This window comes from Leptolyngbya boryana PCC 6306, from assembly GCF_000353285.1.
GTDB lineage: Bacteria > Cyanobacteriota > Cyanobacteriia > Leptolyngbyales > Leptolyngbyaceae > Leptolyngbya > Leptolyngbya boryana.
Genome location: NZ_KB731324.1, coordinates 3,092,185 through 3,113,113 on the forward strand (window position 1 = coordinate 3,092,185; position 20,929 = coordinate 3,113,113).

Sequence of the window (20,929 nt, forward strand, 5' to 3'; positions counted from 1 at the left end):
ACTATTTGTTATTAGACGATGACATCACATCAGATTTTGACTGTTTGACCCAAGAATGAATCGTGGTGTGGCGAATGCCTGTCAATCGCTCGATTTCGCGCAGTTTTAAGCCGAGGTGATACATTCTCAAGCAGATTTGTTTCACCTCGTCTGAGTAGCCACGCCGCGTGTGAACCGTAATGAATTGCCGATCGCAGTCCTTACATCGATAGTTCTGTTTGCCCTGCCGATGCCCATTCTTTCGGATCATGCTAGACCCACAATACGGACAGTTCATAATTATTGTATACAAAAGCTGTATGAAATCTTGTATACAATAATTAGGTAAACAATTCAAGATTTTGTCGCTAAGATTTAGATACGGCAACAGCGAAAAAGCTGATGGAACTCAGAGCCGACAAATTTATGAAAATTAAAGTAATCAACCCGAACACCAGTGCGAGTATGACTGAGCAAATTGGTGCTACAGCGCGGAGCATTGCCAGTCGAGAAACAGAAATCGTGGCGGTCAATCCAGACATGGGACCTGTTTCGATCGAAGGGTTTTACGATGAGGCTTTGAGTGTGATCGGTGTCCTGGATGAAATTCGCAAGGGTGAAGCCCAGGGGACAGATGGTTATGTGATTGCTTGTTTTGGTGATCCTGGATTGTATGCAGCGCGTGAACTGGCACGAGGTCCTGTGATTGGGATCGCAGAGGCTGCAATGCGTACCGCAGTCTTGCTCTCTTCAGAATTCTCGATTGTGACTACGTTGGCTCGGACTCGAATCATTGCTCAGCATTTAGTCGATCGATATGGAATGAATCAATTTTGTCGGAACATTCGATCGATCGATCTTCCGGTATTGAGCATTGAGACAGATACAAAAGCACAGACTGCAATTTTGGAAGAGTGTTATCGAGCCATTAAGGTGGATCAAGTTGGTGCGATCGTCTTAGGGTGTGGTGGAATGGCGCATCTTGCAGTTCAACTGACTCAGGAACTCAATGTTCCGGTTATCGATGGAGTGAGCGCTGCGGTGAAATTGGCTGAAGCAGTGATCTCGCTCAAGCTCAAAACGAGCAAAGCTGGAAGCTACGCATTCCCGATCGCGAAACCTTATACAGGAATTTTTCAATCTTTTTCCTCGTCGGAAAATCCATAGGAGAACAGTTTAGAATCGTGAATCAGAATAGTTCACAGCCTTGCAGATGAAAGTTGCGCCTACACAAACGAAATCCGTCGATCAATATTTGACCAACCTGTACAAACAGTTTTTCAACGCTTATTTTTGGCGTAAGGGATTTAATTGCTTGAGTTGCTGAGATTGTTCTTTTAACCGAATTGCTAAGCGATCGCACACCAACTCACATAGTTCAAAAATTAGCGGATCAGTGATTTCGTAGTAAACGCTCACGCCTTGGGGCTGCCGAGAGACAAGACCTGCTTGCGCTAGAATCTTCAGATGTTTCGACACATTGGCTTGCCCTAATCCCGTTTCGTCAATAATCTCGCTTACATTCTTAGCTCCCGATCTCAGGCTACACAAAACTTGAAGCCGACTCGTCTCGGACAATACTTTAAAGTAATCTGCTACAGGAGCTAATGCTGTAGGAGAAGCTTGCAACTTCGATCGACTCGCCATATCAATTCTTAATCTATTACCGTATGACAATATTATAGGATAAAGAATCTCAAGTTTTGGAAAGTCAGCAGACCTTAAGTGAAATCGAACATTGCTAGGCATTGCTATCTTGTCAAACAGATGAGCGAAGCTCTCAAAATTAATCTGTTCAAAATTAATCTGTTCAAACAAGAGCGTCACAATTTTTTCGCTTAGATTGAGTGCGCTCTCTTCGATCCAAGGGGACAACCTGTTTTCTGCGGAGAGGCAGAAGCAAAAGGGATAAATGCCTAATTTCAGTGTGCTTTGATAAATCTTAAATTTCCGCCAATACATTCTTGCTTTTATACTACTAATTCGTTATATAATGAATTCACGAGATTTAATGACTTCTTCCTGAACAATCTCAGCGATCGAGAGTAAGCCTGCTCCTAGTTTGCGCTGCTTAGATTCTGCTTGAGATAGATTTGCACTTGAAAAAAAGCGTTCTTTGTAAACGAGACGCTCATTTGGAGAATTGACTATGAACCTTTTTGGCACTCATCCTTCCCAAACCCTTAATGCCCAAACCTTGAAACAACAGCTTGATCAAGACACCGTTATCCTCGTTGATGTTCGTGAACCCTTTGAATATCACAAAGAACATATTCCCGGTGCAATTCTTGTGCCCTTGTCCCGATTCAATGCTCAACTCATTCCTCAAACGGCTAAGCGGGTTGTGCTTTATTGTCGTTCGGGTCATCGCTCTGCGATCGCTGCTCGGAAGTTACTGAAGGCAGGTTTTTTGGATGTCATTCAACTCGAGCATGGAATCGGTGCTTGGAGACAATTCGGATATCCGCTCGAAGTTGGAAAGGGAGCATAATGATGATTTGGATCATTGGACATCTTCTCGCTGTTGGTATTGGACTCAGCTTGGGCTTGATTGGCGGGGGTGGCTCGGTGCTAGCACTGCCTATTCTGGTCTATGTGATGGGTGTTGCGCCGAAATCCGCGATCGCGATGACGTTAGTGATTGTCGGGACAGTCAGCTTACTCGGTGTGATTCCGCATTGGAAAGCTGGAAACGTCAGCCTTAAGACCGCTTTGGTGTTTGGTGGAGCAACGATGATTGGGGCATTTGTGGGAGCGAAAATTGCCGCGCTGCCCTTTGTATCTGGAACCTTTCAAATGCTTTTGTTTGCGGTGATGATGGTGCTGGCAGCAGGATTTATGATTCAGAAGAGTGCTAAACGCACTCGATCGAGCGAATTGGACTTCTATCCAAAGCCTGTCTGCAAGTACTGTTGGCTCTGGTTGTTGACCGAAGGAATTGGTGTTGGAGTCTTGACTGGACTGGTGGGAGTTGGAGGCGGATTTGCGATCGTGCCTGCGTTGGTGCTGCTTGGTCGCGTCCCGATGAAGCAAGCGATCGGCACATCACTGCTCGTGATTGTCTTAAACTCGGTCGCCGGATTTCTCGGCTATCTGGGGCAAGTGCCGTTGGATTGGGAATTGATGGGATCGTTTATTGTGGCAGCGAGCCTCGGCACAATTCCTGGCGCATATCTCGCCCGATTTGTGCCAGCGCGACGATTACAACAGACGTTTGGCTATTTTCTGTTAGCCGTCGCAGCCTTTGTTCTTGCGCAAAATCGTCATAGCTTCAAACTCTCTCAATCTCATAACAGCGTTCACGCACAAGTCATTCAACAATCAAGTAGACAATTATGACTTTACTGTATTACTATATAGTAAGATAATGAATCAAAAGCCTTTTGTTTGGAGTTTACTCTCATGCTATTCCGACAACTCTTTGATGCAGAAACGAGTACTTACACATATCTAATTGCTGATCCAACCACAAAAGAAGCAGTTCTTGTCGATCCGGTTCTCGAACAAGTGGAACGCGATCGCCAGATCCTCAATGAATTAGGCTTGACGCTGAAATTCTGTCTCGAAACGCATATTCACGCGGATCACATCACAGGAACCGCAAAACTCCGAGAAGCAACAGGCTGTTGCGGAATTGTGCCTGAAAATGCCCATGCCGCTTGTGCCGATCGCAAAATTCGAGATCGCGAAGTTCTGGAAGTCGGCAGTGTCCGAATTGAAGCGATCGCAACCCCAGGACATACAGACAGCCATATGGCCTATCTAGTGAATGGCACTCATTTGCTCACTGGAGATGCCTTGTTTATTCGCGGTAGTGGACGGACTGATTTTCAAAGTGGCGACGCTGGAACTTTGTATGATTCTGTGACAGAACGCTTGTTCACTCTACCAGAAGCAACGCTTGTTTATCCTGGACATGACTATCGAGGACACACAGTTTCTACGATCGCTGAAGAGAAACAATGGAATCTCCGATTCAGCGGACGCAGCCGCAATGACTTTATTGAATTGATGAACAGCCTCAATTTGCCCAATCCGAAAAAGATGATGGAAGCCGTCCCTGCAAACGAACGCTGCGGCAACTTGATCACAGTTTAGTTTACACAATGATTCACAGAAGAGATACCATGACGATGATGCGATTGAAAGAATTAAAGACGATCGATGCTCAAACTTTGAAACAAGCGATCGACCAAGATACAGTCACGCTGATTGATGTGCGAGAACCCGGAGAGTACGCTGGAGAACATATTCCTGGCGCAACACTTGTTTCGCTTTCTCGCTTTGATCCAGCTAGCATTCCACAGCAGCAAGATAAAAACATTGTCTTGTATTGTCGATCGGGAAATCGATCCGCGATCGCTGCTCAAAAACTATTGGATGCAGGTTTCGAGGACGTCACTCATCTTGCTGATGGACTCGTTGCTTGGAAAGAGGCGGGCTATCCGCCTCAAATCGATCGCGCAGCACCCATCAGTCTGATGCGCCAAGTACAGATTGTGGCTGGATCAGGTGTGGTACTTGGTACACTCTTAGGTGCATTTGTGTCTCCTTGGTTTTTGCTGTTGAGCGGCTTTTTTGGTGCAGGACTTGTATTTTCTGGAGTCACAGATACCTGCATGTTAGCGATGATCCTTGCCAAACTCCCGTACAACCAACGTTATCGCGCTAGATTGTAGTAAACAAAGTGAGCACTGCATCATCTCACAACCCTTGCTTGTGCGGATGATAGCAGGCTCATACAAGTTACTTCAAAGTCGTCTAAGTTTGAAGATTTACCGCTACAAAATTCAGCAAAGGGTAGCTACGTTCCAGAAATAATTGCTGCTGGCAATGATGTTCAAGCACTTGTTCTGTAGAACTGTGGCTACTTTTTACTTCGATCGCTAGAATCGCGAGTAGAAGAAAAAGTGCAACTGTTAGTATCTCCTTCGATCATCTCCAGCAGCAATCAGATATATTGAAAGAACAGCATTGAGTGATTGTTTCGCTTCATTTTTCTCAATGACTGAAGAATAAGAATCGCTTCATTTTCTGAATTCAGGAGAAGAAACTATGATTCATCGCCAACCTATTCTCTACAGTCTTGCAGGTCTTCTCGCAGGTGGTGTGCTCACCGCTTTGATTCTGCTGACGGCTAGACCCACAGCCCCCTCGAATTCCTCGAATTCTGATCCCGTATCCAATTCAACTACGGCTCCTGCAAATCCCGCTTCTGTTCCTGTTAGATCCCGGATAATGGGACAAACCGATCAACACTTCATTGTGATGATGATTCCGCATCATGAGGATGCTGTAGCGATGGCTGACTTAGCATCGAATCGCGCTCAGCATTCTGAACTGAAAGCTCTAGCACGATCGATTAAAACGACCCAAACCCGTGAAATTCAGGAGATGCAAACCTGGTACAAGCAGTGGTATGGCACAACGGTTCCGCAATGGCAACCAGGAATGGGAATCAAGAGTCCGAGCAACCAGTTGGCTCGATCAGCGGGTTCTCCTGGTTGGGGGATGGGAATGATGGGGCATAGAGGCATGATGGGAATGCGCACAGATTTGGTAGCGCTGCAAAATGCCAAAGACTTCGATCGTACCTTCATCGAAGAGATGATTCCACATCATCAAATGGCAGTCATGATGGCACAAATGGTACTGACGAACTCTCAGCATCCTGAAATTCAGCGTTTAGCGGAATCCATTGTTAAAACTCAAACTGCAGAGATTAACCAGATGCAGCAGTGGTATCAGACTTGGTATCCGTCCCAAACCCAATAGAACTTCTTGAGGGCAGACACTCAAGATTCAGCCGATTTCACTCCAACCCTAAACCGGAGAAACACTTCAGATGAGTTATTACTTCAGCAAAATGCTCCATACCTCTTTTGATCAAGCCATTGAACAAGTGAATCAAAGTTTGAAGCAGCAAGGATTTGGCGTTCTCACGGAAATCGATGTGCAAAACACGCTGAAAAAGAAACTTGATGTCGAAATGCCAGCCTACAAAATCCTAGGAGCTTGTCATCCATCTTTTGCTTATCAAGCCCTGCAACTCGAAGATAAAGTTGGAACTATGCTGCCTTGTAATGTGGTTGTCCAACAAAAGTCAGAAGGTGTCGAAGTGGCAGCCGTTGATCCGATCGCATCAATGCAAGCGATCGAAAACTCAGATCTACAGGGAATTGCAGAGCAAGTCAGAGCCAAGCTGAAAACCGCGATCGAGACTTTATAAGCTAGGTTTTGTTCTTATGAATCATTCAACGGCTCCACACCCTGAATCGAAGTCTCCTCGGCTTAGTGAGTCAATTTGCCAAATCGTCGATCGATTCTAAGCTCGTGCTTTTGATTATCTTAGTTGCTTTGCGCTTCGGAATGGGTGCAATGGCAGATGTCTCTGTACAAATGCCTGGGAGTCCACCATGATAGCGACATTCCGGCTCAATCAAAGGGATCAATGCGATTTGCTAAAAGTGCAACCGGAATCATTGGCACTGCGGGCAATAAGCAGATGAGCCATTGAGTGAGATTTAAGGGAGCTGTTTTAAATAGAGTATTCATCACACTCCATTGGCTAAAGACAATCTGTAACATCACAGCTCCAGCAATTCCATAAAGTATGGCACGGGTATCACCGAATGAAATAGGTTGTTTCCCGCGAAGTTTAGCCATGATCGTCTTGCCTAATTGGCTAATGCTGAGTAAGTAAACAATCCGACCTGCGACAAGTGCTTGGATTGCCATCGTTCGCGCTAGTTCCAGATTTCCAGTACTTTGACGCACCCATTCAAACATCCCGAAGATCAAAATCCAGTTAAAGACGGAGATGACTAAAATTCTGTAGATCAGAGTTTTTGATAGTAAAGGTTCACGCGGATTGCGCGGCGGATGTTGCATAACCCGCTCAGTTTTTGGCTCGAAGGCTAGAGGAACCGTCATCGCGATCGAGTTCACCATATTCAGCCACAAGACTTGCAGCGATAGAATCGGCAAAGCTCTCGCAAATAAGGCACTGATCAAAATCGTCATCGATTCGCCACCATTGACCGGAAGAATAAACGCGATCGCTTTCTTGAGATTCTGATAAACGGTGCGTCCTTCTTCCACAGCAGCTTCGATCGACGCAAAGTTATCATCAGTCAGCAACATATCTGCGGCTTCCCGCGCTACATCCGTTCCCGCACCCCCCATCGCAATGCCGATGTCTGCTTTTCTCAGTGCAGGCGCATCATTCACGCCGTCTCCCGTCATGGCAACAATTTCACCCTTCGATTGCAAGGCTTCGACGAGCCGAAACTTTTGGGCTGGGGCAACCCGCGCAAAGACAACACTGTTTTCTACAACCTGAGAGAGTTCTCGATCGTCCATGCGTTCGAGTTGCTGTCCATCGATCGCAGTGGCATGACCTGCGTTTTGGAGTCCGATGCGTTGAGCGATCGCTTTCGCAGTCGTAATATGATCGCCCGTGATCATTTTTACTTGGATACCCGCAGACTGGCAGGACTGAACAGCCGCGATCACTTCAGACCGAGGCGGATCGATCATGCCCTGTAAACCTAAGAAAATCAATCCAGAATCAAGGTCATGATGATCGATCGACGACTGAGATTTAGATACAGTTTTCTTCGCAAACGCTAGCACCCGTAAGCCTTCTTGCGCCATTGTTTCGACTTGTTGTTCAATGTGTTGACGATCGAGTGGATGCTTCTCGATTGTATGTTCACACCGTTTGAGAATGGCTTCGACGGAGCCTTTTACATAGATGATGTGCTCAGTTGCAGTATCATGCAAAGTTGCCATGTATTGAAATTGCGACTCAAACGGAATCGAATCAATGCGAGGCAGGGATTGCGAAATGTGAGCCAGATGAAATCCTGCTTTGTTCGCAGCCGTGATCAATGCGCCTTCGGTCGGATCACCAATCACAAGCCAACGATCGTTCTCTTCCTCTAGATGGGAGTCATTACACGCGAGTCCGGCAGTGAGGCATTCTTGTAAAGCGCGTGCATTGGTCACCCTCACGATTGCTCCAGTGGAGTCAGCAATCTCGCCGTCGGGACTATAGCCTGTTCCACTGACTGAGTAAGTCTGATCGCCTGCATAGATGGCTTGCACCGTCATTTGGTTTTCGGTCAGCGTTCCGGTTTTATCCGAACAAATCACAGTGGCACTTCCAAGGGTTTCCACCGCAGGGAGTTTTCGCACGATCGCGTGTCGCCGCGCCATGCGATTGACCCCGATCGCTAATGTCACGGTTACTACCGCAGGCAATCCTTCGGGAATCGCGCTCACTGCTAACGCTACTGCCGCTTCAAACATTTCCGCTAGTGATTGTCCTTGTCCCACCCCCACAGCTAAGGTCAGTGCTGCCAGTGCGAGAATGATGTAGAGCAAGGTATGGCTAAATTTAGCGAATTTGCGCGTTAGAGGAGTGCTGAGATCCGTTTGTTGATCGAGCGATCGCGAGATCTTGCCGACCTCAGTTTCGTTTGCCGTTGCTACGACAATGCCGCTTCCTTGTCCAAACGTGACAAAACTGCCCGCATACGCCATATTTTGTCGTTCTGCCAGCGGTGTTTGGGGTTGCAGGGGTTCCGTCAGTTTTTCAACCGGAACAGATTCTCCGGTGAGCGCCGATTCATCAATTTGTAAGTTGCGAGTAGTAATCAAGCGCAAATCAGCAGGAACTTTGTCGCCTGAAGCGAGGAGGACTAGATCTCCTGGAACAAGCTCTTGTGAAGGAATACGTTGTTTTTGTCCGTTGCGAATCACCGTTGCTTCTGTGGTGACTGCTTTGGCAAGAGCCGCGATCGCGCCTTCTGCTTTCGACTCCTGCACAAACCCAATGATGGCATTAATGATCGTCACACCCCAAATGACGGCTGCATTCGTCCACGATCCTAAGAATGCTTTAATTGCACCAGCAACAATCAGAATGTAGAGCAACGCTTGATTGAACTGAAGTAGAAATCTTAACCAAGCTGGCTTTCCCGGTTTTACTGTTAGCTCATTCAAGCCATAGCGCTGTTGATTCTGGCTAACCTGAGTAGAAGATAACCCAGCTTTAGGATCGCTCTGAAATTGTGCAATGACTTCTGGAGCCGTTGCTTCATAATGCGAGCGAGACAAAGCTTGAGAGCGTGTATTTGTCGTCATAATAGTAGTGTCACGAGTCAAATTTGAGATGTGATCAGTAACAATAAAAAATCGCTCGCGATCTCTCCTCACTCAAGAGTGCAGAAGAATACCGCTCACAACTCTAACGAATTTGTAGAACTTAACCTAGAAAGGCGATTGTTGAGAGCTAGATAGCTGTTGTGTAAGTTGCTCTGTCACAATTTTCAGCAGTTTGGACGGATAAAAGGGCTTCGTAATATAGATTGCATTGAGTTGTGTTGCTAATCTGCGGCAACTCTCGTCTTCAGCACTTGTACAGATGATAACAGGAAGGCTAGCCGTTAAGTGATTTAATCGAATTTGTTGTAACACTTCTAATCCATTCATTCCAGGCATATCAATGTCTGAAATTACGAGGTCTGGATGCTGCTCTTGAATTTGTGCGAGTCCTGATTGTCCATCTGCTGCACAGACAACTTCATAGCCTTCTGGAATCAATAAACTGCACAATAAATCCTGGCTCAGAACATTATCTTCTAGAACAAGAATCTTGACCATTGTTGAATGATGAACTTAAGGGCAAAAACCCTAATTCTTTGAATCGACCTCAAGAATTAGGGTGCGGTAGGAATCAGAACCAGATGAATCGTCACAACAGCGCTTCGCAGCCTGTTTAAACAGTGCTACTGACTTCATTAGTACCACGGGAGATGTTAGAGAACAGGGGGGATTTCGGGGGGATTTCGGGGGCTTCTCAATCAAGTTGCTTCATCCGGTACCCTAAGCCGTGGACAGTTTCGATCAAATCATCAGGTGCGCCGACGTTTCGGAGTTTTTGCCGTAAGGTTCGGATATGAGTTTTTACGGCTTCTTCGGTCGGAGACTCGTCGATCGACCACAATCGATCAATAATTCCCGGTCTACTTAACACTCTGCGACCGTTAGCTAGTAATAGTTCTAACAGCGAATATTCTTTCCGGGTTAATGTCAGGAGTTGCTCTCCATACATCACTTCGTAGGTTGTCGGATCAAGGCACAAGCTCCCCCAACAGAGTTTGGGACGAATTCGGGTACCGCCCCGTCTCAGCAGTGCGCGAATTTGAGCCATCAGTTCTTCGAGGTCAAAGGGCTTTACCATATAGGCATCGGCTCCCGCATCTAGCCCAATGATTTTGTCGGCGATCGTATCGCGTGCAGTTAACATCAAAACCGGAATGGCAGTATTGCGATCGCGTAATTGTTGACACAATCGAATCCCATCGATTTTAGGCAGGGTGACATCTAATAACACCAAATCATAGTCCGATAGCTCAATCCAATGCCACGCAGATTCGCCGTCTTGGGCGACATCCACGGTATATTGACGGTTGGTTAACGCTTCCGTCAACATCTCTGCGAGTTGAATATCATCTTCTACAATTAGAATTCGCATTGGAGCTTGTAATCAGACTTTGTTAAATTATGCCGTTCTAGTCATAATTTTGTGAATGGTGACGATTGTAGATGGCTTAAAAGGAGTGCTGATGAAGAAGTCACTCGAAGGACAATGGATTCGGGCGGGGCTAGGATTCGCCTTTCTCTTAATGGGAGTTGTCAGTTTTGTGTCATACCAAAATGCAACTCAGTTAATGGAAAGCTCTCAGCAAGTGCGACAAACCAATGAAGTCTTACAATCTCTCACTGATATTTCTACAACGTTGACAGAAGCAGAGTCTGAACGCTGGCGCTATCGTTCATTTCAGGCGAACGAAGATTTAGAGCGGTATCAGATGGCAGTCAAGAGACTGAGTGATCAAGTGAATCAGGTACAGAATGTCCTCACCACTACCCCCGATCAACGATCACAGGTTGAAGTTCTAAAACGTCTGATTACTACCCGAATCGCATTGTTACAGCGCTCTCTCAAGGCTCGCTCCGACGCAAACCCGGCTCAAAATCCTCTCTTCGCTGAGCTTAGACAAAATCAGGAGGCGATTCGCCAAGTCATTCACCAACTCCGTACGACTGAAGAAGACCTCTTACAAACTCAAATGCGGAGATCGCAAACGAATCTTCAGGGCAGAATGCTGATTGAAGTGCTAGGAACCGTATTCACGTTTATCGTGTTGTCAGGAGTTTATGCCTTGCTCTATCAACAGATGGTCAAGCGTCAACGCGCAGAAGCGTTACAACAGAGCTTGGCGCAGCAGAAAGAACTGAGTGAGCTAAAGCTTCGGTTCTTTTCGATGGTGTCGCATGAGTTTCGCACTCCGCTGAGTTTGATTTTAGGATCAGCCCAACTTTTAGCAGAAAGCTTAAAACCCTTGCATGACCCAATCAAGCTGAAAAACTTAAATCGCATTCATGTCTCGGCTAAAGCGATGACTCAATTGTTGAGCGATATGTTAACGTTAGCACGCGCTGATGCAGGACAATTAGAATTTCATCCCGCTTGGGTGGAGATGCAAACGTTTTGTCTCAATCTGATCGAAGATTCTCAATTGTTCAGTGAATCGCGACGATCGATTAAATTTATTCAACAAGGCAGTACAACTCATGCTTGGGTCGATGAGAAATTGCTCTATTCAATCCTCAGTAACTTGCTCTCAAATGCCATTAAATATTCTCCAATCGACAGTACTATCTATTTCACGTTCAAAGATCAGATTGAACACATGATCTTTGAGATCAAAGATGAAGGGATTGGCATTGGAATCGAGGATCAACAAAAGCTTTACGATCCCTTTAGTCGCGGGAAAAATTCAAGAGGCATTTTAGGCACGGGATTGGGATTAGCGATCGTGAAAAAGTGCCTCGATGTACATCAAGGCACAATTGATGTAGAGAGTACACTAGGCAGTGGATCAACTTTTACGATTCAAATTCCCCACGCTAAGCTGCAAGATTCCGCTTAAGGTAATTCTCTCAATGATCTAAAAGCGCGTTACTAGAAAGGATAAGCTCTGAATTGTATGGAACATCTCATGCTAACAACATTGATTGCAGAGGCAACGATCGAAAGTAACCTCAAACCTTTTTTACTGGTTCTCGCTGTGTCTCTCAGTGTAGCAACTCTCCCTCAGTTCTTTGGCTGGTTTCGCCGGATTCCCTATACGCTGCTGTTGGTGATTGTGGGACTAGGGTTAGCATTTGTTGATGTTCGCCTCGTCAATCTTTCTCCGGAATTAATTCTCTCGATCTTTTTACCCCCACTTCTGTTTGAAGCAGCATGGAATCTGAGATGGACAGAGCTAAAACAGCAGTGGGTTCCGATCGCGCTGTATGCCATCTTAGGCGTAGTCATTTCCATTCTAGGAGTGGCATTTGGCTTACATTACCTCGTGAGCCTGCCACTTACGACAGCATTGTTAATTGGAGCAAGTTTATCTGCCACTGATCCGGTTTCAGTGATTGCTCTTTTTCGAGAATTGGGAGTAGACAAACGCTTATCTACAGTGATGGAAGGCGAAAGCCTATTCAATGATGGGATGGCAGTCGTTGCCTTTAGTCTGTTAGTCGGATTACCTCTAGGAACTGCAACCTTGTCACTCCAATCGATTCTGGGTCAGTTTTTCGTTGTCGTTGGAGTGGGCGTTGCAGTTGGGACTTTGATTGGATTTAGCATTTCTTATCTCACCCAGCGATTTGATCTACCGCTTGTCGAGCAATCCCTGACGCTGGTTTCTGCCTATGCAACCTATCTGATTGCAGAAGATTTAGGTGGCTCTGGTGTAATTGCAGTCGTTGTTGTCGGACTGGTTTTGGGGAACTTTGGGTCACGCATTGGCATGAATCCCCGGACTCGGATTATTGTGACCGAGTTTTGGGAGTTCCTTGCCTTTTTTGTCAATTCGATCGTATTTTTGCTAATTGGGGATCAGATCCGCTTTGCCATCCTAGACGACAGTTGGAAAACGATCGTTATCACGATTCTCGGAATGATTTTGGCGCGGGCGATTACAGTGTATGGTTTAGGACGGTTGAGTAATGCCCTCACAACCACAGATATCTCGATGCGAGAGCAAACCTTGTTATGGTGGGGCGGCTTACGGGGATCAGTTGCGATCGCACTTGCCTTGAGCGTTCCGATTGTCTTACCGGAGCGAGAAGAGATCATCGCTGTGGTGTTTGGCGTGGTTCTCTTTACTTTGCTGGTTCAAGGTTTAACAATCAAACCCTTGCTAGAAGTTCTGAAACTGCTCGGCGATCAGCCACTCCGCCAGCAATATGCTGAGGTAATTGCCCGGTTAACTGCGATGAATCGAGTGTTAGATCACCTGCACCAAGTCCAACAACGTCCAGGCATTGAGCCAGAATTCTATTGTTACCAAGAGGCTCTTGTGAAAGGAGAAATCGAGCGACTCAGCCAAGAAGCAGCGCAACTTCAGTCTGAGTATCCGAGTCTAAACGGCTTTGCAAATGACCAACTCCGCGAAGAACTTTTAGCAGTGGAAGCCGAAACTTATGCCGAGCTAGTTCAATCGGGTCAACTCAATCAAGAACTCGCTCCTCTGATGCAACACGCATCTGAAATAGATTCTGTATAAATGTGATGTTTAGGACTTATTCGCTCTACTCTCGTGTGATGTCCATATCTTGATTTCAGGGATCACAATCACTGCGTGATATCTCGGCGGGATGTACATTAACTACCGGAGTTAGGGCGATCGCAATTGAGAATTGAGGCGTTTGATTAACCAATAGCTCAGCGCAAGAGCGAAGATCGCAATGCCTAAAGCGATGAGTTCCGAATGACTAAACTTACTGAAATCAAAAATAATAATCTTGCGCGCGATCGCAATCAGCGACGTTGCAATTACGAGTTCTAGTCGAACTGTGTTTTCTTGTAAGTAGACCGTGATATTTTCAAGCAGTTCTAGCGCAATGAGGATATTGAGAAATAATCCAAAAATATCAATTAATGTCCGATTGAAAAATCCGAATGGCTCCTGTAATAAATCTCTAGCTAAAATCAGAATCAGATCCAGTAATGCGACAGATATCACAATCAGCATAGCGGCTGAAAGCACTTTTGAAACAAATTTTTCAAATCGCCGAATCGACCTCACATAGGTATCATCGGCAAAAAAGGATGAAAGATATTGAATGAACTTCTCCCCTACAGATCTCATAATGATCGCTTCTAATCATCAGCAACAAGAAATCTTGCGCGGAGGGTTTGACTCGCCCTCACTGCACAGAGCATTTCAACGTTAACTCACTGTAACCTTTAAATGAGTGCGTTCCACCGCTTGATTGAAGGTTTTGGTACGATCGCTGAAAAAAGATCACTCGAATATCCCGAACTCACATTAGCTGAGAGTTCGGGTTGAAAGCTATTACTGATACCAATAATTTTTCGGTGAGTAGGAATCTTGAAAACAACAGAAAAAGCAGAGCGAAGCAGAGAGTGCATCTAACTCTGCATCACTAATTTTCTCCGACACTCGCCATTCATCCAGAAACCTCAAAATCAAGGATAAAGCAGCTTGTCGGCGCACAAATTCTTTTCCAGAACCCATTGCTTCTTCAGCAGTTGCATAGACAGCAGAAGAAGTATAAACTCGCATCGGCTTAGGAGTTGGATCGTTCACATAGACCTGCCATCCTCCATCATGAGAAACAGCTTTAACGATGTGGTCTAAATAATAAACCTCGATCATCTTGCCTCCGCTTTTAACCGTAATATCTATGGTTCCTGGTTTTTCCAAGGTCATATCGCCTGAGGACTCTACCAAATAAGCGTTAAGATATCGGAGGGAAATCGGGGGGATGTCGGGGGGAAATGAGCCTAAAAAACTTGCAGTAAATTTGAAGAACGCTCTGTTTTCAAGAGACTGCCCTGTTCAAATACGTAGAATCCACCGTGCAACATTGAGGTAAATTAATACGCCGAATACATCTACTGCTGTTGTAATGAACGGAGCAGACATCAAGGCGGGGTCAAGTTTGAATGCTTGAAACAAAAACGGTAGACCCGAACCTGCGATCGAGGCAATCAATGAAATCGCAAATAAACTAATCCCGACAGCAAGCGCGACTCCTATATCTCCTTGCAAGAAATAAGCCCACACGGTCACAATCACACCTAACATTGCTCCTAGAATACTGCCTGCGATCGCTTCTCGTCGAATCACACTCAAGCGGTTCCGGAGTTGATCATTATCAGTGTTCAATCCCCGGATAATCACCGTAGACGATTGTGACCCAACATTACCACCCGTATCAATCAACAATGGAATAAATGCTGCTAGTGCAACCACCCGCTCTAACACATCTTCCTGACTGCGAATCACAGCGCTGGTTGCAGTATTCGTGACTAAAAGAACTAACAACCAGACCACACGTTTTCGGGCAATCGTGAAAAGATTAGCACGAAAATAATCATCACCATCCGATTGCAAGCCGCCTAATGTGTAAATATCTTCCGTCGTTTCCTCTTCTAATACATCTAGAATATCATCGACGGTCACAATTCCTACGAGACGCTGCTCACGATCGACAACGGGAAGCGCAATTAAATCATAGTCCTGAATGATTCGCGCTACCTCTTCTTGATCGGTATTCGTCTCGACCCTGACTACTTCTCGGTTCATAATCTGGCTGATGAGCACTTCCAAATCAGCAGTCAGCAAGTCTCGCAGTGAGAGAATCCCGTTCAAACGCCGACTGATATCAGTGATATAGAGATAGTAGATTGTCTCTGTTGATCGAGCGACTTGGCGAATGCGTTCGAGTGCCTGAGCGACAGTCCAGGACTCCTTGAGGGAGACATACTCTGGGGTCATCATTCGCCCCGCAGTATTAGCTGGATAGCCCAACAGCAGCGCCGTTGCATCGCGTTCTTCAGCACTGAGGTGATAAAAAAGTTGTCGCACCACTTTTGCTGGAAGCTCATCAAACAATCGCACCCGATCATCTGGCGACATCCCATCAACCACTTCTAAAACATCAGGTCGCTTAAAATCTTCTAGGAGGGCTTCTTGAATCGCGGGATCCAGATACTCATAAACTTCGATTGCTTCATCTTTCGACAACAACCGAAATGCGATCGCTTGCATGACCGATGGAAGATCCTCGATCGCGTCTGCAATATCAACAGGCTGAATGGGAACGAGGAGTGCTTTGGCTGCCTGGAAGTCCTTTTGCTCCAACAGCGGTTGCAGTTGCGATCGTACCCACTCCCTTAACTCTTGTCGGGTGAGATTGGGTGGAAATTGAGTCACGGTAGCTTCCTATTTCTGAAAAATAGTGGTTTGGCCTTTTTTCAATGCAGTTTGGGAACGGATCACGACTAGGCACTTGTTCTCCATTGCTATTGAGCTATCTTGGGCTATTGAGCTATTTTGGCTCTCCTAATATCAATCAAGTAATCGATTCCGATTCAATTCATCTTGAATCGAGAAGCCCAAACATGAGCACATTACACTTGAATACACTTGAATCCATAGGTCAAACGGCTTTACTATAGCGCCTCGCAATGAATAATTCGGAAGGAAATCGGGGGGATTTCGGGAGGAGCGTGACCCAATGAAATAGCATGAATGAGTCAGACAGATTGCTGACATTCTTCTAACGGTTTTACATCGATCGTGTTACGGGAAGTGCCGCCTAGAAAAAGCTCTCTGTTGCATCTTCAATGCTTTTTCAGATGGGCAATAATCAGAACACTCGATCGCGGATTGAGTCATCACGATCAAAGGGTTTACGGCACATTTGAAATAGTAGTTATCATGAAAAAATTGGCAGTTTTGACAAGGAATATTGCTTTCTGGCGAATGAATTCGCGCTCTAGATTCCTTTCTACCTTTCACGACTGACCAGAGTGCTATTCCCCATATCATGATAAATCCTAGAAGATGGACTACACCAAGACTAGAATTGGGTACAACATCCGGAGGCAGTGGATTAATTGGTTCTGGAGAAGCTTGGCTTGCTTGAGTTGTAACAAGTTTTATCTGAGTCATCTGAATTCTTCTGAAATTGCGGGATTATTCTGCATAACGCTTATAAATACAAGTTTTGCCATCAATTCAATTTGACCCAAAACCTCAAACGGCTCGATCGAAAAACGATTTGCTTTTCTAGGTTCATCTGTCGTGATTGGATTGTTGATCAACCCCTATGAATCCGGTCGGGTAGTATGAGAATTTGTCCACAGGTCTTGTGTCTTAGTAACTCTTGAATCTCAGGGCTTTGTTCTATGCGAATCGCTGCCGGATAGAGGGATCTCGGCAGCGATTCGCTGAACTTCACGAAATTAAGGCGAAGTCGTTGGAGAGGTCGTCGGGCTGGCAGTTGGAGACACAGTTGGAGAGGTTGTCGGACTGACCGTTGGAGACACGGTTGGAGAAGCTGCTGGCGACTCTGTTGTTCCAGTACCCGTTCCTCCAGTTCCAGCTGGTTCACAGGCACTAAGAACAGCCGACAAACCAATCAATGCGACTAACAGTGCAAAAATCTTATTCATAATTTCTCCATGAGGTTGAGTGAAAAACATCCAAAACATCAATTCTGGAAACAACAAAACAATAAAATGGGTGAAATTCTTGAACTTATGGCAGGCTTCCCGGAAAGACTGGCGGTCTTCTACGGGATCGTCTGGACTGCTTGAGAGAGAAAGAATTCATGAACCGCATCGTACTGCTCACAAACCGCTCTTCGGCACTCTGCTCTTCTCGATGTCCTAAGCTCCGTAACCCATTTAAGTCAAGAAAGCTAAACACCACTTTCGAGAAAAAAGGTACTAAGCAAAACAGAAAGGTATCAACATTCTGATCAAACAAGCGTAATCCAGAAGGACCGCTAATCCAAATCAGTGGATAGCAAATCCAAGTAATCGTAAAGAATGTCGTTAGCCCCTTGTAGAAACTCGATAGCTCTGCATCTCCTCGCGTCTTCTCACGCAAGGGACCCCAAATCCCCCAAAGGACGATTAGAAATGCAACACAGCCGATCGAATACCACAAATACCGCACCCAAGGAACATCTGAAAGATCAGCAATTAACCCACTGACAATCACAATCACTTGGGTTGCCATTAAGGAAAAAGTCAACGTCCAATCTTTCGATTGATGGCGGTGCATTGCTGTCCAGGAGAGTGACAACAACAGAAGCGGTGTTGTTACAATCCAATCGGCATAGCGAGCAAAATGAGTCGTCTGACCTGCGATCGCAATCTTTCCTAGTTCTAAACCATCTCCGCTCGTGGGGAGCACCATGAGCAGATACATCAAGCCCGACCAGATCGGAATGAAAGTTGCTACAAAGTATTCTAGTTTTGGAAGACCACGAGGATTCCGACCTAACAGTGCAAAATAGATCGCTCCAATCGACATTCCCACAATATAAAGCCAGTGCCAAAGGCTCTGCCAATCCATAAGTTCCTTCTCCTCATCAAAGTGAATATCGAGCTTGCATATACCAACGGATTCACATAACACCATTGAGTTACAAGACCGAGAGCTAGGGATAAAATGCTCAACTTCAAGTTAAGGTTTCAGTCTTGAATTACAATTCATCACATAGCTTACTTCTGTCGATTTAGAGAAGCCACAATCTAACTTAATCATTTGTCTGTTAGCATCAGCGCCCACCCTGAGCATGTTCTGCAAATGTGACACAGAAATGACAAGCTGCATCATGAAAAATAGTTTGCTGTTGTCCTTTCTAAACTCAATCTCTGTCTATAGCATGGTTAATTCTTCTGCTTCAATCATCTATTCATACATCAATCAAGAATCAGAATTGATGCCCATATCAAAGAACATCCTCTAGAACTATCTGTTATGAAAATTGGGCAATGGCTTGGATTAATTGTGCTTGTTGCTGCACTTTACATTGTTTGGCAGGTTCGGCAACTCTTACTACTAGGATTTACCGCGATCGTGCTTGCGACTGCACTGAATGGCGTTGTGCGTCAATTGCAGCGGTTTCGACTCAAGCGAGGATGGGCAATTTTGCTGACACTGGTGACTTTGCTGATATTAGCACTGGTAGCACTTGTACTGATTGTCCCGAATTTAATCGCGCAGCTTGCTGAATTAATTACTACCTTTCCCAGTGCACTGTCTGCAATTCAGCAAGGCATCAATTGGATTGAGAACCAAATTTTAGATCCCTACTTTCCGAATATCCCAAATTTTGACTGGATCATGACGCGACTTCAGCCGTTTGTCGCCAATTTATCGAGACAGGCAATTATCTTCTTTGCAAACTCGATTAGCGCAGTGTTTGAACTGTTGATTGTATTGATCCTTACGTTAATGTTGCTCATCAATCCTCAACCCTATCGTCACGCATTTATCCGGTGTTTTCCAGCTTTCTATCGATCTCGTGTCGATGAAGTGTTAACACGTTGTGCGACCGGACTCGAAAATTGGACAAAAGGCGCTCTGATCGAAATGATGTTTATCGGAGTGTTGAGTGCAATTGGTCTATGGGTTTTACAAGTTCCGCTAGTTCTTGCTCATGCAGTCTTGGCTGGTATCCTGAACTTTATTCCCAATATTGGACCGACGTTGAGTGCAATTTTTCCTATCGCGATCGCATTCCTAGATGAACCCTGGAAAGCTGTTGCTGTATTAGTCCTATACATTTTGATTCAAAACATTGAGAGCTATTGGCTCACGCCGACAGTCATGGCAAATCAAGTTGCCCTTCTTCCTGCAATTACGTTGACGGCTCAATTCTTCTTCACAACTGTCTTCGGTGCATTAGGCTTAGTCATGGCGCTCCCGCTCGCAGTTGTCGTCAAAACCTGCATCGAGGAAGTGCTGTTCAAGGATATTCTCGATCGCTGGCAACAACCGACGGGACGCTAATCCTGCTTTCCCTGCATTTCTTCCACTTCAAATAAGCTAATCAACACTCCCGCGATCGGAATCGATAAAAATACACCCACTAACCCTGCGACTCTTGCACCCACTAATAGAGCAAAGAACATCACCACAGGATTCATATTGATTGATCCCTGCATGATGCGTGGCATCAATATGTTCTCTTCGACCTGCTGGAGTAGAATGCAACTAACTAATACCGTGAGTGCTAATCCAATTCCTTGAGGCAAAATAATCAGCGAAATTAAAGTAATCCCAAGCGTTGCGCCAATCCCCGGAATGAGATCGAAGACTCCCGCGATCGCGGCTAATCCCAAAGCATAGGGCACACCTAGTAAAATAAACACAATGTAAACCGAAATCCCAAAGAAGACAGACAGTAAAAACCGTCCCCAGAAAAAACCAAGAAAGTTTTTTCGCACAGCAATAGTTATGCGATCGCGCATTCCTCTCGGAAAAATTCGGAGAATTAAGTCCCAGAGGCGCTTGCCATCCAAGAGCATGAAGAATGCAACCACCGCAATCACAATCAAATCGAGGGCATTGGCGAGTACATTCTGCACAGTTGTAAAGCCTAGCCCTAACGTTGAGAGTGCTCCATTTCGTAATTGTCCTTCTAACTCACTGAAATCTACATTGAGATTCCACCGTTGCAGCAGGCTTTGCAGATTACCCAGAAGTTCGGTCACACTATTCAAGAGTTGGGGTGCTTGTTCAACCAACTGTTGTGCCTGCGAGAATGCAGCAATTCCCAATGTTACTACAATCCCACCAATGAGCAACAAGCTAAGCAGGAAAACCAGAACGGTTGCCACTCCCCTTGGCATGATTCGTGATGCCCACCGCACAGGAAAGTTGAGCAGAAACGCAAAAATAGCAGCAAATACAAAAATAATAATAACCGTCTCAAAATAAGCGAGAACTTGAACCACTGCCCATGCCAATGCAAAGAGTAGTACATAGCGAATTAACTTCGTGTTCGTGAGATTGTCCCAAAAGGATTGACGATTTGGCTCATTCAT

Annotated in this window: 21 protein-coding genes; 10 read left to right on the forward strand and 11 right to left on the reverse strand. The window is 45.5% G+C overall.

Annotated elements, in window-relative coordinates; all coding sequences use genetic code 11:
- Position 1: 1 nt before the first annotated feature.
- On the reverse strand, positions 2 to 277 hold the full coding sequence (locus LEPBO_RS0115535) for an IS1/IS1595 family N-terminal zinc-binding domain-containing protein (RefSeq protein WP_036044628.1): 276 nt from the start codon (positions 275 to 277) through the stop codon (positions 2 to 4).
- A gap of 128 nt (positions 278 to 405) precedes the next feature.
- Between LEPBO_RS0115535 and LEPBO_RS0115540 the strand changes: the two genes are divergently transcribed.
- Complete coding sequence (locus LEPBO_RS0115540) at positions 406 to 1,146, forward strand: aspartate/glutamate racemase family protein (protein ID WP_026148673.1); 741 nt, start codon at positions 406 to 408, stop codon at positions 1,144 to 1,146.
- 120 nt (positions 1,147 to 1,266) lie between these two features.
- Here LEPBO_RS0115540 and LEPBO_RS0115545 read toward each other — a convergent pair whose 3' ends face one another.
- Positions 1,267 to 1,626 (reverse strand): ArsR/SmtB family transcription factor, encoded by a 360-nt coding sequence (locus LEPBO_RS0115545; RefSeq protein WP_026148674.1) that lies wholly within the window; start codon positions 1,624 to 1,626, stop codon positions 1,267 to 1,269.
- A gap of 502 nt (positions 1,627 to 2,128) precedes the next feature.
- Between LEPBO_RS0115545 and LEPBO_RS37185 the strand changes: the two genes are divergently transcribed.
- The 6 genes from LEPBO_RS37185 to LEPBO_RS0115580 all read left to right on the forward strand — a co-directional run bounded on the left by LEPBO_RS37185 (position 2,129) and on the right by LEPBO_RS0115580 (position 6,208).
- Positions 2,129 to 2,470, forward strand: a complete 342-nt coding sequence (locus tag LEPBO_RS37185) for a rhodanese-like domain-containing protein (protein WP_017288484.1) — start codon at positions 2,129 to 2,131, stop codon at positions 2,468 to 2,470.
- Positions 2,470 to 3,318, forward strand: a complete 849-nt coding sequence (locus LEPBO_RS0115560; RefSeq protein ID WP_017288485.1) for a sulfite exporter TauE/SafE family protein — start codon at positions 2,470 to 2,472, stop codon at positions 3,316 to 3,318. Before LEPBO_RS37185 ends, LEPBO_RS0115560 begins: the two co-directional genes overlap by 1 nt.
- Before the next feature lie 63 nt (positions 3,319 to 3,381).
- On the forward strand, positions 3,382 to 4,077 hold the full coding sequence (locus LEPBO_RS0115565) for an MBL fold metallo-hydrolase (protein ID WP_017288486.1): 696 nt from the start codon (positions 3,382 to 3,384) through the stop codon (positions 4,075 to 4,077).
- Positions 4,078 to 4,085: 8 nt separating this feature from the next.
- On the forward strand, positions 4,086 to 4,658 hold the full coding sequence (locus tag LEPBO_RS0115570; RefSeq protein WP_242049451.1) for a rhodanese-like domain-containing protein: 573 nt from the start codon (positions 4,086 to 4,088) through the stop codon (positions 4,656 to 4,658).
- A gap of 376 nt (positions 4,659 to 5,034) precedes the next feature.
- On the forward strand, positions 5,035 to 5,754 hold the full coding sequence (locus LEPBO_RS0115575; protein ID WP_017288488.1) for a DUF305 domain-containing protein: 720 nt from the start codon (positions 5,035 to 5,037) through the stop codon (positions 5,752 to 5,754).
- A 91-nt stretch (positions 5,755 to 5,845) separates the two neighbouring features.
- Positions 5,846 to 6,208: a DUF302 domain-containing protein gene (locus tag LEPBO_RS0115580; RefSeq protein ID WP_242050983.1), complete on the forward strand. Its 363-nt coding sequence runs from the start codon at positions 5,846 to 5,848 to the stop codon at positions 6,206 to 6,208.
- 206 nt (positions 6,209 to 6,414) lie between these two features.
- Here the strand turns inward: LEPBO_RS0115580 and LEPBO_RS0115590 are convergent, their stop codons facing one another.
- The 3 genes from LEPBO_RS0115590 to LEPBO_RS0115600 all read right to left on the reverse strand — a co-directional run bounded on the left by LEPBO_RS0115590 (position 6,415) and on the right by LEPBO_RS0115600 (position 10,522).
- Positions 6,415 to 9,129, reverse strand: coding sequence for a cation-transporting P-type ATPase (locus LEPBO_RS0115590; RefSeq protein ID WP_017288491.1), 2,715 nt, complete (start codon positions 9,127 to 9,129; stop codon positions 6,415 to 6,417).
- A gap of 126 nt (positions 9,130 to 9,255) precedes the next feature.
- Complete coding sequence (locus LEPBO_RS37190) at positions 9,256 to 9,648, reverse strand: response regulator (RefSeq protein WP_017288492.1); 393 nt, start codon at positions 9,646 to 9,648, stop codon at positions 9,256 to 9,258.
- A 196-nt stretch (positions 9,649 to 9,844) separates the two neighbouring features.
- Positions 9,845 to 10,522, reverse strand: a complete 678-nt coding sequence (locus LEPBO_RS0115600) for a response regulator transcription factor (protein WP_017288493.1) — start codon at positions 10,520 to 10,522, stop codon at positions 9,845 to 9,847.
- Positions 10,523 to 10,577: 55 nt separating this feature from the next.
- On the opposite strand from LEPBO_RS0115600, the gene LEPBO_RS0115605 reads away from it, so the two are divergent.
- Both LEPBO_RS0115605 and LEPBO_RS0115610 read left to right on the forward strand, forming a co-directional pair.
- Positions 10,578 to 11,984, forward strand: coding sequence for a sensor histidine kinase (locus LEPBO_RS0115605; RefSeq protein ID WP_017288494.1), 1,407 nt, complete (start codon positions 10,578 to 10,580; stop codon positions 11,982 to 11,984).
- Between the two features lie 69 nt (positions 11,985 to 12,053).
- The gene (locus LEPBO_RS0115610) at positions 12,054 to 13,616 is read left to right on the forward strand and encodes a Na+/H+ antiporter (protein WP_144056206.1); all 1,563 of its coding nucleotides are present in this window, start codon (positions 12,054 to 12,056) and stop codon (positions 13,614 to 13,616) included.
- A 111-nt stretch (positions 13,617 to 13,727) separates the two neighbouring features.
- On the opposite strand, the gene LEPBO_RS0115615 is transcribed toward LEPBO_RS0115610, so the two are convergent.
- From LEPBO_RS0115615 to LEPBO_RS0115640, 5 genes are all read right to left on the reverse strand, one after another.
- On the reverse strand, positions 13,728 to 14,201 hold the full coding sequence (locus tag LEPBO_RS0115615; RefSeq protein WP_017288496.1) for a phosphate-starvation-inducible PsiE family protein: 474 nt from the start codon (positions 14,199 to 14,201) through the stop codon (positions 13,728 to 13,730).
- 207 nt (positions 14,202 to 14,408) lie between these two features.
- Entirely contained in the window at positions 14,409 to 14,786 is a 378-nt protein-coding gene (locus LEPBO_RS0115625) for a hypothetical protein (RefSeq protein ID WP_017288497.1), read from the reverse strand.
- A gap of 129 nt (positions 14,787 to 14,915) precedes the next feature.
- The gene (mgtE, locus tag LEPBO_RS0115630) at positions 14,916 to 16,295 is read right to left on the reverse strand and encodes a magnesium transporter (protein WP_017288498.1); all 1,380 of its coding nucleotides are present in this window, start codon (positions 16,293 to 16,295) and stop codon (positions 14,916 to 14,918) included.
- Positions 16,296 to 17,329: 1,034 nt separating this feature from the next.
- On the reverse strand, positions 17,330 to 17,539 hold the full coding sequence (locus tag LEPBO_RS0115635; RefSeq protein ID WP_144056207.1) for a hypothetical protein: 210 nt from the start codon (positions 17,537 to 17,539) through the stop codon (positions 17,330 to 17,332).
- Between the two features lie 85 nt (positions 17,540 to 17,624).
- Positions 17,625 to 18,449 carry a bacteriorhodopsin gene (locus LEPBO_RS0115640; protein ID WP_017288501.1) on the reverse strand — a complete coding sequence of 275 codons (825 nt, stop codon included), beginning with the start codon at positions 18,447 to 18,449 and terminating at the stop codon, positions 17,625 to 17,627.
- 408 nt (positions 18,450 to 18,857) lie between these two features.
- Between LEPBO_RS0115640 and LEPBO_RS0115645 the strand changes: the two genes are divergently transcribed.
- On the forward strand, positions 18,858 to 19,892 hold the full coding sequence (locus tag LEPBO_RS0115645; protein ID WP_017288502.1) for an AI-2E family transporter: 1,035 nt from the start codon (positions 18,858 to 18,860) through the stop codon (positions 19,890 to 19,892).
- Here the strand turns inward: LEPBO_RS0115645 and LEPBO_RS0115650 are convergent.
- Positions 19,889 to 20,929 carry an AI-2E family transporter gene (locus LEPBO_RS0115650; RefSeq protein ID WP_017288503.1) on the reverse strand — a complete coding sequence of 347 codons (1,041 nt, stop codon included), beginning with the start codon at positions 20,927 to 20,929 and terminating at the stop codon, positions 19,889 to 19,891. The two genes, LEPBO_RS0115645 and LEPBO_RS0115650, sit on opposite strands and share 4 nt — an antisense overlap.

Coding starts and splice junctions, on each gene's coding strand:
- LEPBO_RS0115535 (WP_036044628.1), bottom strand. CDS start 277: ATGAACTGTCCGTATTGTGGGTCTAGCATGATCCGAAAGAATGGGCAT.
- LEPBO_RS0115540 (WP_026148673.1), top strand. CDS start 406: ATGAAAATTAAAGTAATCAACCCGAACACCAGTGCGAGTATGACTGAG.
- LEPBO_RS0115545 (WP_026148674.1), bottom strand. CDS start 1,626: ATGGCGAGTCGATCGAAGTTGCAAGCTTCTCCTACAGCATTAGCTCCT.
- LEPBO_RS37185 (WP_017288484.1), top strand. CDS start 2,129: ATGAACCTTTTTGGCACTCATCCTTCCCAAACCCTTAATGCCCAAACC.
- LEPBO_RS0115560 (WP_017288485.1), top strand. CDS start 2,470: ATGATGATTTGGATCATTGGACATCTTCTCGCTGTTGGTATTGGACTC.
- LEPBO_RS0115565 (WP_017288486.1), top strand. CDS start 3,382: ATGCTATTCCGACAACTCTTTGATGCAGAAACGAGTACTTACACATAT.
- LEPBO_RS0115570 (WP_242049451.1), top strand. CDS start 4,086: ATGATTCACAGAAGAGATACCATGACGATGATGCGATTGAAAGAATTA.
- LEPBO_RS0115575 (WP_017288488.1), top strand. CDS start 5,035: ATGATTCATCGCCAACCTATTCTCTACAGTCTTGCAGGTCTTCTCGCA.
- LEPBO_RS0115580 (WP_242050983.1), top strand. CDS start 5,846: ATGCTCCATACCTCTTTTGATCAAGCCATTGAACAAGTGAATCAAAGT.
- LEPBO_RS0115590 (WP_017288491.1), bottom strand. CDS start 9,129: ATGACGACAAATACACGCTCTCAAGCTTTGTCTCGCTCGCATTATGAA.
- LEPBO_RS37190 (WP_017288492.1), bottom strand. CDS start 9,648: ATGGTCAAGATTCTTGTTCTAGAAGATAATGTTCTGAGCCAGGATTTA.
- LEPBO_RS0115600 (WP_017288493.1), bottom strand. CDS start 10,522: ATGCGAATTCTAATTGTAGAAGATGATATTCAACTCGCAGAGATGTTG.
- LEPBO_RS0115605 (WP_017288494.1), top strand. CDS start 10,578: ATGGTGACGATTGTAGATGGCTTAAAAGGAGTGCTGATGAAGAAGTCA.
- LEPBO_RS0115610 (WP_144056206.1), top strand. CDS start 12,054: ATGCTAACAACATTGATTGCAGAGGCAACGATCGAAAGTAACCTCAAA.
- LEPBO_RS0115615 (WP_017288496.1), bottom strand. CDS start 14,201: ATGAGATCTGTAGGGGAGAAGTTCATTCAATATCTTTCATCCTTTTTT.
- LEPBO_RS0115625 (WP_017288497.1), bottom strand. CDS start 14,786: ATGACCTTGGAAAAACCAGGAACCATAGATATTACGGTTAAAAGCGGA.
- LEPBO_RS0115635 (WP_144056207.1), bottom strand. CDS start 17,539: ATGAATAAGATTTTTGCACTGTTAGTCGCATTGATTGGTTTGTCGGCT.
- LEPBO_RS0115640 (WP_017288501.1), bottom strand. CDS start 18,449: ATGGATTGGCAGAGCCTTTGGCACTGGCTTTATATTGTGGGAATGTCG.
- LEPBO_RS0115645 (WP_017288502.1), top strand. CDS start 18,858: ATGAAAATTGGGCAATGGCTTGGATTAATTGTGCTTGTTGCTGCACTT.
- LEPBO_RS0115650 (WP_017288503.1), bottom strand. CDS start 20,929: ATGAATGAGCCAAATCGTCAATCCTTTTGGGACAATCTCACGAACACG.